The organism is Zobellia sp. OII3 (assembly GCF_002211465.1).
Lineage (GTDB): Bacteria > Bacteroidota > Bacteroidia > Flavobacteriales > Flavobacteriaceae > Zobellia > Zobellia galactanivorans.
In genome coordinates this window covers 1-7,643 of the sequence record NZ_MWRZ01000023.1, presented here as the reverse complement: position 1 = coordinate 7,643, position 7,643 = coordinate 1, and the positions used below count along the sequence as shown (strand labels likewise).

The 7,643-nt window shown below is 35.8% G+C and carries 8 protein-coding genes; all 8 read right to left on the bottom strand.

What is annotated here, in order from left to right; genetic code table 11:
- Positions 1–143 precede the first annotated feature (143 nt).
- The 8 genes from pnuC to B4Q04_RS22160 all read right to left on the bottom strand — a co-directional run bounded on the left by pnuC (position 144) and on the right by B4Q04_RS22160 (position 7,491).
- Entirely contained in the window at positions 144–506 is a 363-nt protein-coding gene (gene pnuC / locus B4Q04_RS22195) for a nicotinamide riboside transporter PnuC (RefSeq protein WP_201723437.1), read from the bottom strand.
- Complete coding sequence (locus B4Q04_RS22190; protein ID WP_088698168.1) at positions 506–2,503, bottom strand: TonB-dependent receptor; 1,998 nt, start codon at positions 2,501–2,503, stop codon at positions 506–508. The genes pnuC and B4Q04_RS22190 overlap by 1 nt, the downstream gene beginning before the upstream one ends.
- Positions 2,504–2,525: 22 nt before the next feature.
- Positions 2,526–2,984 (bottom strand): hypothetical protein, encoded by a 459-nt coding sequence (locus B4Q04_RS22185; RefSeq protein WP_046287974.1) that lies wholly within the window; start codon positions 2,982–2,984, stop codon positions 2,526–2,528.
- Positions 2,985–3,203: 219 nt separating this feature from the next.
- A complete protein-coding gene (locus B4Q04_RS22180) occupies positions 3,204–3,656 on the bottom strand; it encodes a GNAT family N-acetyltransferase (protein ID WP_046287975.1) in 453 nt (150 codons plus the stop codon).
- Between the two features lie 343 nt (positions 3,657–3,999).
- A complete protein-coding gene (locus tag B4Q04_RS22175; RefSeq protein ID WP_088698167.1) occupies positions 4,000–4,662 on the bottom strand; it encodes an SCO family protein in 663 nt (220 codons plus the stop codon).
- A gap of 54 nt (positions 4,663–4,716) precedes the next feature.
- Positions 4,717–5,628 carry a helix-turn-helix domain-containing protein gene (locus B4Q04_RS22170; RefSeq protein WP_088698166.1) on the bottom strand — a complete coding sequence of 304 codons (912 nt, stop codon included), beginning with the start codon at positions 5,626–5,628 and terminating at the stop codon, positions 4,717–4,719.
- Positions 5,629–5,630: 2 nt separating this feature from the next.
- On the bottom strand, positions 5,631–6,509 hold the full coding sequence (locus tag B4Q04_RS22165) for an NAD(P)H-binding protein (RefSeq protein ID WP_088698165.1): 879 nt from the start codon (positions 6,507–6,509) through the stop codon (positions 5,631–5,633).
- 268 nt (positions 6,510–6,777) lie between these two features.
- Complete coding sequence (locus B4Q04_RS22160) at positions 6,778–7,491, bottom strand: class I SAM-dependent methyltransferase (RefSeq protein ID WP_088698164.1); 714 nt, start codon at positions 7,489–7,491, stop codon at positions 6,778–6,780.
- Positions 7,492–7,643 lie beyond the last annotated feature (152 nt).

Genomic DNA, 7,643 nt, shown 5'->3' with positions numbered 1-7,643 from the left:
AACCCCTTTTCGGTAAAGGTATATGTGGGACTATCTCCAATTCTATGGTATCTTTGTCAAGTACTTTGTACATGGGCTATGGTATTTGCGTGTGGTAACACAAATGTCCGTAGCCCTATCTTTCGATCCAAAAAAAGTTTAAATCACTTCAATAAGTAGCCTGCGATAAGAGTTGAAAGAACAATAATGAGAGATAACCACAGTTTTGATTTTGAGTCAATTGAGGTAATGCCGTTTTCTTCGGGTTTATTTTTCCAATTGTACCAACCATATAAGGTGACTGCGAAAAAATACACTTGTAAAAACATATCGGCATAGAGCTGTACTTGAAAGAACAAAATGAACAAAAACAGTTCGTTTACAATTCCAGTGCTCCAAGTAAGAATGTTGGCTCTTGTAGCCAAGTAGACGGAAATCAAACCAAATAGCGTGGCTATCAACTCAACATAGCTTATTGGGTAGTTCAATACCTCAAAAGCAATGTTTTCAATGTCGAATAAATTCATTAGAAATTGTATTGAATTGAAGTATAAAAATTGATCGGGGCCTGCACAAAATATTTTTTGCTTCCATCAAAATCAACATAACCTTGGTTGAAATATTTTGTATCGGTAATGTTGTTTAAAAATAGTGCGAATTGAAATTTATCGATATCATAGCTCGCCCTGCTATTCATAAGAAAGTAGCCATTTACCATTTCTTCATTGGCAAAATCAATAAATGAACTATGTTGATATTTTGCAGATAAGGCTAAGGTAAGATTGTTTTTATTAAACACGACTTCTTGATTAACGATCAGCGGTGGTGTTAGTATTGGGGTGAATTTTTCCGACTGTTCTTTTATCTGACTATAATTGAAGGAAGAATTATTTGTTAACGAAAAATAGTGGTTTACTTTATAGAAAAGAGCCAGTTCCAATCCTGTTCGTACACTTTGCTCAACATTACTGGTCAAGGATAATCCGTTAGGTCCAAATTTGCCGTCTAAGACAATTTCATTTTGGAAATCCATGTGGTAAAAATTGAAGTCCAGATTTAGTCTCTTTTTTTGATACCTAAAGCCCAATTCGTGATTTACCACATATTCTGGTTTAGTGTTGGATAAAATGGGATTACCTAAATTATCGGCCAACAGATCATCGTTACCACCAAACATATCGTTTCTTGTAGGCTCTCTTCCTGTCTTTCCAATGCTGTAATATAGGGTTGAATGTGGATTTAACGAAGTACTGAACCCTGCTTTTGGGTTGATAAAATCCCAATTCAACTTCTGGAAAGCAACGGAGCCTTCGTAATCAAAATTGACATAGCGATATTGAATGTCGGCAAAAAATGTTAGCCATTTGTAGCTGTAATTTGCTTTTGTAAAAGCACTTACTTCATTTTTAAAACCTTTATTTTGATAGAGTTGGCCTAATTCTTTCTCACTGCCGGTGTGTTTTCTATTGTATAGGTTTCCGTGAAAGCCGGTAGTCCAACTAAAATTCTTTTTTGATAAACTGTAATTGCTAAAAAGACCGATAAGATTTGATTGAAAAGCGTAATTGTACAATTCTTCGGTAGGCGGAAAGCCTAAAAAGTTATTTAGGTCAAAATCGTAGTTTCCTTTTAGGAAAGTATAGTATATACTTGATTGTAGAAAAGAAGACGGGCTGATCTGCCAAGAGTTTTGAATTTGGGCAAGACTTTGAAAGAACCTATCTTTTTCTTGATTTGAATTGGCATTTGTTCTTCTGTCAATATGTATCAAGGAATCTGATACACCAAGCCAAGCCATTTCATTCTTTTGTTGCCCTGCGAGTAAGTTTATTTTCCAGGTTGATTTATCAAAGAACAAGCCGCTACTTACAAAAACCGATTGGGAGTTGTTGGCTGAATGGTACTTGTAACCATCGGAATAAATTTGTGACGCTCTAAGGTATATTGCTTTTCTGTTTTTAATTCCGCTGTTGTATTCTCCAAACGCCCTGAAGCTATTAAACGAACCATAACCCAGGCCAAAAGTGGTTCGTGTTGAATCCCTAAGGTTTGGCGAAAAAAGTTGAATGCTTCCTCCGTAACTGGCCACACCGTTTTTTGTCAATCCAAGTCCCCTTTGGATTTGAATTTTGCTTACTGAATTTAGTAGATCGGGAAAATTTGAAAAATACCCTCCTTGGTCTTCGGGTTCATTAAGAGGTACACCATCAAGTGTCATATTTATTCTGGTTTGGTCAATACCCCTAAGTCGGAAATAGGAATAACCTTGCGAATTTCCTGCATCGGAATAATTAGTGATGGAAGGAGTTTCAGATAGTAAAAATGAAGGCTCTTGGCCCACTGATTTTGACTTTATTTCTTTTGAATGGATATTTTGAAAAGTAATTGGCGTCAACTTGTCGGCTTGGTAAGTTATAATTACTTCTTTAAGTTGTCTGATGGTATCGAGCTGTGTAGCGTCTTGTGCTATAAGTTGATTGCCGATTAGTAGCGTTAAGAGAACTAGGGTAAAATGTTTGTTCATATATTAAATTAGCCTTCTTTTTTTACCATTTCCACCAAGGTTTTTTTTGGGGTGGTTCAGTGGTAATACGGGTTTTTAGAAATTCTAGGTATTTCGGGGCGTCTTCAGAGAAAATTTCTTCTCCTTCAAGGGCATAGGCACGGGTCAACTCGTCGGCCGCACGGTCTAGGTTTCCGGTTTCAAATTGACATTGACCGAGTCGCATATGAATAAATGCATTGCCGATCGCTCCAGGACAATGCATGGCATAGGTAAGATTGTCTACACCTGCCTTAAAATCATTTCCGAGAAAATTGGCATCGCCGATGGCCGTTAAGATCCACGTTGCGCTATCCCAATCGGTTTTTGGTTCGGGAACCAAATCAAAGGCATTCCAATAATTCTCTAGGGCCGCGGCAAAATTGCCTTCTTCGGCCAAATGATCCCCTTTGGCGCATAGGTCCTCGATTTGCGAGTGAATTTTATCGTCTAATTCTGCCATTTTATATTCTTCGGTTAAAGTTAAATATCTGTTTTTGCCTCCTTCAACTATATATGGTCGGGTCTGGCCATTGTTTATGCTTGCGACGTTTTCCTTTAATATAAACTCCAATTATAGGTGCTCTATTGTTCCGTTCCGGTTTCTTTCCTTTCTTATTTTGGATATGGATTCCGGTTTTTCAAAGGTACAATAAGGAGTAGCTGTCGTGGCTTGAGCCTGTTACTTTATTCTTCGCTCGAATTTTATTTTTCTAACCCCGTGGTCGGTATTCCATTGTTTCACTTCCTTAAAATTGAATTTCTTGTACAAGGCAGTTGCGGGGCCATTCTCTAATCCGGTTTCAACAACAAAGAGTTGCGAATCGAAGGTATTGAAAACGAATTTGATCAATGCGCTGGCAATACCTTGTTTGAAAAAATCGGGAGCTACGACCAAGCTGCAAATATGCGTAAATTCATCATTGCTTTTGATCTCTACAACTCCGGCCAGTTCCTTTCCTTTTTTATACCCGAAAAATTCGGTTTCACTGTCTATATAATCTTCAAGGGGTCTTTTTAGGGGAGGAAAATCAATGGCGTTCAATAATTCAGCCTCTATTTTATATGAGGCTTGAAAAACTGAACGAATTTTTTGTGATACTTCTATGTTGTTGTTTTCTAGTCGTTCTATCATTTTATTTGAGTAGTTTACGGAAGTAAGGAACTTTACCATAGGGACTCGTATGAAAGAAGTAATGCCTTGTTTCACTTCGGTTCTCCGTTGCACTTACCGGCTTTTGCCCATATTAGAAGACCGTTCCCCTAGCAGGCCCTTATATTTATGAAAAGCCGTTAGAGGGAAACTCCGTTGTATTTTGCTTTTGCGATTCCAAATTACGGATAAAATGCGATAAGTTTTTGGTCGAAGGGAGGAGGGAAGGTTCTGTTCGGCCTTTGGTTTGGGACTCCAGTGAAACCGTCCGTGTTCTACTAGGATAGCTAGGTGGCTTGTGATACCCTTACCCTTGTCTGTCGTATCAGGGTTCTTTTTTCAAGATTTCAATGTGTCGTTTCAAGCGCTTCATTTCAAGGGCCAGGGTGCCATTGTAAACACCTCTGATGTAACCTTTGCCATCTACTAAGATAAAATTCTCGGTATGGATAAAGCCCTCTATGTCTTGGGTTTTGGTGAAATCGTCATCGGCAAAGTAACCGTTTCTGGCAATGTCATATATGGCGTCCTTGTCTCCCGTAAGCAAATGCCATTGCGGTAGGTGCACGTCGTGCTCTCGGGCATACTGGGCCAGTTTTTCCACAGTGTCATTCGTGGGCATTACGGAATGGGATAGGAACCTTATGTCAGGATCATCTTTGTACACTTCTTGTAAAAGTCCCATATTTTTGGTGAGCTTGGGACAGATGCCCGGACAGATCGTAAAAAAGAAATCGGCTACATAGATCTTTCCTTCAAGGCTTGCATTGGTAACGTTTTCCCCGTTTTGATTGGTAAAGGAAAAATCGGGAATCTTATGTGTTCCTTTGTTCCATTCCGGGGTGAAAAGGGCCGAGTTGAAATAGGGCAACTGGCTTACTTCGGTGTTTTCTACAAGGGCAGTTTTAGCTTTGTTTTTATGCGTATCGGCACAAGAAACAAAACCCAATACCACTAGGGCAAATAAAAGATTTCTACTGTAATTCATTTAAATCGGCATTTACGTTGTAACATTTGTTAGCTGTAGTGGTTTTTCCGATTTTTAATTAAATGCTTTTCTAAATTCTAAAGGGGTCAATTCAGTTTTTTTCTTAAACAACTTTCCAAATGATTGTGGGTGTTCGAAACCTAAACTGAAAGCAATTTCATTTACTGATAATTCAGTAGTTGATAATTTATCTTTCGCTAGCTCAATCACTTTTTCGTGTATAAATTCTTGAGTACTTTTTCCAGTTATAGTTTTGAGTAGTTTACTTAAATAATTTGGCGACAAGTTAATTGAATTTGAAAGGTTTTTAACTGTGGGTAGCCCTTTTGATAACATATTTTCATTTTTAAAATAATCGTTTAAAAGGGTGTCGAATCTTTCAAGAATGCTGTAGTTAAATTTATTCCTTGTTATAAATTGTCTTTGGTAAAATCGCTCGGAATAAATTAGTAATAACTCTATTTGAGAGATTATAACATCTTGACTGAATTTGTCAATGTTTGAGATATATTCATTGTTTATACTTTGAAAAATAATGGTAAGCATATCCTCTTCTTTTTCTGAAAGATGCAACGCCTCTTTTAAGTCGTAACCGAAAAAGTCGTACTGCTTTATTTTTTTTGCAAGATTGGTTCCCCATAAAAAATCGGGATGGAAAATTAGTAACCATCCCGAATGATTAAATTGTTGATTGACGGATTCAATTCGCATTATTTGGTTTGGTGCGATAAAAGCCAAAACTCCCTCGTCAAAGTCATATTCTTGCTGACCGTATTTCATTTTGCCATCAATCAAATGTTTTAGCGCAATGCAATAAAATCCGTGTGTTACATTTAAATTAAAATCTGGCGTATAGATAATATCATTGAAATTAATTACACTTACCAAAGGATGTTGTGGCTTTGCAAGTCCATTTCGTTTATGATATTCCGAGATAGTTTTTATATGAATAATATCTTTTGCCATAATTATTTAATATACATTTCAGCAAATTCTATTGCGAAATCTTCAAGTGTTACAGTGCCCATTTTAATAGGTTTATTATTTTCATAGTTTTCTGTCAATTTTCCATTTGCAAGACTTGCATACATTTCTGTAAATAGATTAGCGATGTTTGAAGGTATGCCATTTTGTTCCATTCCATTTTTTACTTCTTCATCAGATACAATTTTCCATTCTAAGTCAGTTTTTCCTATTCCTTTTCCTAGTACTGTAGCAATTTCTTGACCTGTATGTTCAGAACTTGCTATGTATCTAAACAATTTACTTTTGGTTGTTATAAGCTCTTCAGCAACTGCGTTCGCAATATCTTTTGACGATACCAAAGGGAACTTGGTCTGACCGTAGTTCGCTACAATTTGACCAGTATACTTTATCATATCTATATAATTACAAAGGTTGTAATAAAAATAGGTAGGTCTTAAAATTGTCAAATCTATGTTCGGTACTTGTTTTATAATTTCTTCCGCAAAATGTGAACCTAAAATAGGTCCTGTTCCAAAATTTAAATGCGCTCCGAAACTACTCAACTGAACAACACGTTGAATTTTATTTTTTTTAACGGCTTCCGCATAGTTTGCGTTTGTAAGTCGGTAGTATTCTCGAATATCAGATTTAGAATAATCAGGCGGATTCAATAAAAATACTGCATCAGTATTTTTAAAAGCGGACATTAAAAAATCTAAATCTTCTAAAGACCCAATTTTAGGTTTTGCTCCTAATTTCTCAATTTCATTCTTTCGGTCAGTTGAATGACTAATTACGGTTACCTCGTGACCATCATTAATTAGTTGTTTTGTGAGTGGTTTTCCAATATTACCTAAAGAACTTGTAAGCGTGATTTTCATTTTGTTATCTCTTTTTGTGAGTTACAAAGGTCAAAATGAAAAAGATTTAAAATGTAGTCAAATCATTCTTGATGTAATCCAAATCTATCTTTTTTGGTTAATTCTTTGTTTGTAAAATTTTTTTTACCATTACAGCTAACGTGTTTGTGTATGATTAGTGGCGTGTTTAAGCACCTAATTTAGTAAATAAAAACCGAATAGAAAATCCGCGAGGATTTTCGTAAGTAGGCGAGAACCAGCCATTAATTATACACGGTGTTGCCAATAGTTATTTTATTTTTCGTCCTTTAATTCCGCTTGCACATCCGTAAAAATATTCCACATATTCAACTTCAAATTCCTGTTTGTTAAAAATCCGATGAACATTTTTTGAATTTCCAAATTCTTCTGTATAAACTCCTAACATTCTATAAGTCTCGGGACTTCCAAGAAACAATTTTCCTAAAATCGGAATAATATTTTTCAAGTAAAACATATAAAATGGTTTTAGTAATTTACTATTTGGAACAGAAACATCAATTAGCGAAAATTTTCCGTTTGGTTTTAGAATTCGATTAATTTCGTTTGCTAATTTTCCAAGTTGTTCATCATTAAATGTCTTTAATCCAAAACCTGAAATGACAAAATCCGCTGTTTCGTTTGCTATTGAGTTTTCAAAGACGTTTTCTTTAAGAATTTCAATTTTTGATTTTTCGAACTTTCCTTTATTTTTCTCCGCACGATTTATCATTTCGGTTGAGAAGTCAAGTCCGATTAATTTTGAGTTGTTGTCCGACTTTTTTAAAATATGTTTCCAACATTCTCCCATTCCAGTCATTAAATCGACAACTATTTTTCCTTTTTCGATTTCAATTTCCTCAACACATTGTCTTCTCCATCTTTCACTAAATCCGAATGAGGTTATGTAGTTCATTTTTGAATACGAACTACTCATTTTGTCAAATAGCTTTTCAACAAATTTAGGCTCGTAGATTTCTTTCATTCGTGATGTTGGTCATAATTATTGGCAACTTGTTTATATGCGGAACATTCCGTCTTTTATCCTGCCAATCCGGTACAATATGCGGAGGTTACGGTTTAATTTATCACTATTATTTCATTTAAGCGATAAAACCGCTATTTTTTATATACGGT

Coding starts and splice junctions, on each gene's coding strand:
- pnuC (WP_201723437.1), bottom strand. CDS start 506: ATGAATTTATTCGACATTGAAAACATTGCTTTTGAGGTATTGAACTAC.
- B4Q04_RS22190 (WP_088698168.1), bottom strand. CDS start 2,503: ATGAACAAACATTTTACCCTAGTTCTCTTAACGCTACTAATCGGCAAT.
- B4Q04_RS22185 (WP_046287974.1), bottom strand. CDS start 2,984: ATGGCAGAATTAGACGATAAAATTCACTCGCAAATCGAGGACCTATGC.
- B4Q04_RS22180 (WP_046287975.1), bottom strand. CDS start 3,656: ATGATAGAACGACTAGAAAACAACAACATAGAAGTATCACAAAAAATT.
- B4Q04_RS22175 (WP_088698167.1), bottom strand. CDS start 4,662: ATGAATTACAGTAGAAATCTTTTATTTGCCCTAGTGGTATTGGGTTTT.
- B4Q04_RS22170 (WP_088698166.1), bottom strand. CDS start 5,628: ATGGCAAAAGATATTATTCATATAAAAACTATCTCGGAATATCATAAA.
- B4Q04_RS22165 (WP_088698165.1), bottom strand. CDS start 6,509: ATGAAAATCACGCTTACAAGTTCTTTAGGTAATATTGGAAAACCACTC.
- B4Q04_RS22160 (WP_088698164.1), bottom strand. CDS start 7,491: ATGAAAGAAATCTACGAGCCTAAATTTGTTGAAAAGCTATTTGACAAA.